This window comes from Actinosynnema sp., from assembly GCF_052038725.1.
Map to the genome: position 1 here is coordinate 1 of NZ_JBQGCX010001041.1, position 1,892 is coordinate 1,892.

A 1,892-nucleotide genomic window follows, 5' to 3' on the forward strand; every position below is an offset into this window, starting at 1 on the left:
GCGTCGGGCGGTGACGCGCTCCACGAACGGGTGAACTGGCCCGGTCCCCGCCCCCCGCCTCCCCCGCGCGCCCGTGAACTGTCAGACCTCTCCGGACAATGGTTCCCGTGCCCACAGCCGCTGAGCTCCTGAGCCCCACGACCGTCCTCGACCTGGCCGAGCGCCTGCGCCTGGCCGGGGCGCCCTGCCCGCGCGTGGCCGAGGTCGCGGGCGCGCTGGACGGCGTCGCGCTGGCGGGCCGGACCAGGCTGGTCGCGGACGCGGTGCTGGCCGACCTGCCGGAGGACTGGTCGGCGTTCGAGGCGGTGCTGCTGGCGGCGCTGACCGATCCGGGGTTCGGCGGCTGGGCGGTGTGGCCGCTGTCCGAGGCGCTGGCGGCGCGCGCCGCGTCGACCGACCGGGTCCGGGAGGGCCTGGCCGTGCTGGCGGCCCTGACCGGGCGGTTGACCGGCGAGTTCGCGCTGCGCGCGTTCCTTCTGGCCGACCTGGGCACGACCCTGGAGGTGGCGCTGGCGTGGACGGCGTCGCCGGACGAGCACGTGCGGCGGCTGGCCAGCGAGGGCACCCGGCCGTTCCTGCCGTGGGGCAGACGGGTGCCGGGGCTGACGGCGGAGCCGGCGCGGGCGCTGCCGATCCTGGAGGCGCTGCGCGCGGACGGGTCGGAGTACGTGCGCCGCTCGGTGGCCAACCACCTGAACGACGTGAGCAGGCTGGCCCCGGAGCTGGTGGTCGACGTGGCGGGCCGCTGGCTGGCCGACCCGGCGCCGACGACGCCCCGGCTGGTGCGGCACGCGCTGCGCACCCTGGTCAAGCGCGGTGATCCGGGGGCGCTGGGGCTGCTGGGGTACGGGGCGGCGGAGGTTGAGGTCGGCGGCCCGGTGCTGGCAGGGACGCAGGTGCGCTTCGGGGGCGAGCTGGAGTTCACGGCGGAGGTGGTGAACCGAGGTCGGGAGGCGGCGCGGCTGGCGATCGACTACGCGGTGCACTACGTGAAGGCGGACGGTTCGCGGACGCCGAAGGTGTTCAAGCTGACCACGCGCGTGCTGGAACCGGGCGAACGCGCCCTGCTGACCAAGCGCCACCCGTTCCGCGAGATCACCACCCGACGGCACCACGCGGGCACGCACGCGGTGGAGCTCCAGGTCAACGGCGTCAGGCACGGGCTGACCGAGTTCGACCTGACGGGCCTGCCGGGCCCACGCGCGACGACGAGGGGTGCGGAGCCGAGGGGCGCTGCGCCGCGCGCGACCGAGCCGAAGGCGGAGGTGACGCGCACCTGACAATGCCCCACAACTGAATCCGCGCCGCGCCACGCGACCACGCGCCGCGCACCGGTCTGGCCGGGCCTGGCCGGGCCAGCCAGGCCTGGTCCGGCTCCAGCCTGGCACCGGCCCGGTCCTGGCATCGGCCCGGTCCTGGCACCGGTCCGGTCCTGGCACCGGCTTGGCCCTGGCAGCCACTCGGCGCCCCCTGGTCCCGACAGCCACTCGGTGCCACTATGTGCCCGACAACGCCCCGGCTCGGCACCATCCCGGCCACGGCATCGGCCGGTTCCAGCCTCGCTCCGACCTGGCCTGATCCGGACCGGTCCGACTCGGTTCAGCCTGGGCAAGTCCCCTCTCGCCGGTGCGGGCCGGGGGGCGGTAGTTCCCCTGGCGGCGCAGTCCGCCCGGCGGGGCGGTTCGGATGGCGGGGCGGTCCCGATGGCGGCGCAGTCCCGAGGGCGGCGCAGTCCGCCCGGCCGCGCAATCCGAGTGGCGGCGCGATCCGCCCGGCCGCGCAGTCCGGGTGGCGGCGCAGTCCGCCCGGCCGCGCCATCCGCCTGGCGGCGCGGTCTCTTCATCGGTGCGGGCTAGCCAGCGGGCGGGGCGGTTGGCGGGGCGATCGGCGAG

Annotated in this window: 1 protein-coding gene; it reads left to right on the plus strand. The window is 76.7% G+C overall.

From position 1 onward, the window contains the following. Window positions 1-98 precede the first annotated feature (98 nt). Window positions 99-1,280 carry a DNA alkylation repair protein gene (locus ACTUAL_RS22015; RefSeq protein WP_440901571.1) on the plus strand — a complete coding sequence of 394 codons (1,182 nt, stop codon included), beginning with the start codon at window positions 99-101 and terminating at the stop codon, window positions 1,278-1,280. Window positions 1,281-1,892: the final 612 nt, after the last annotated feature.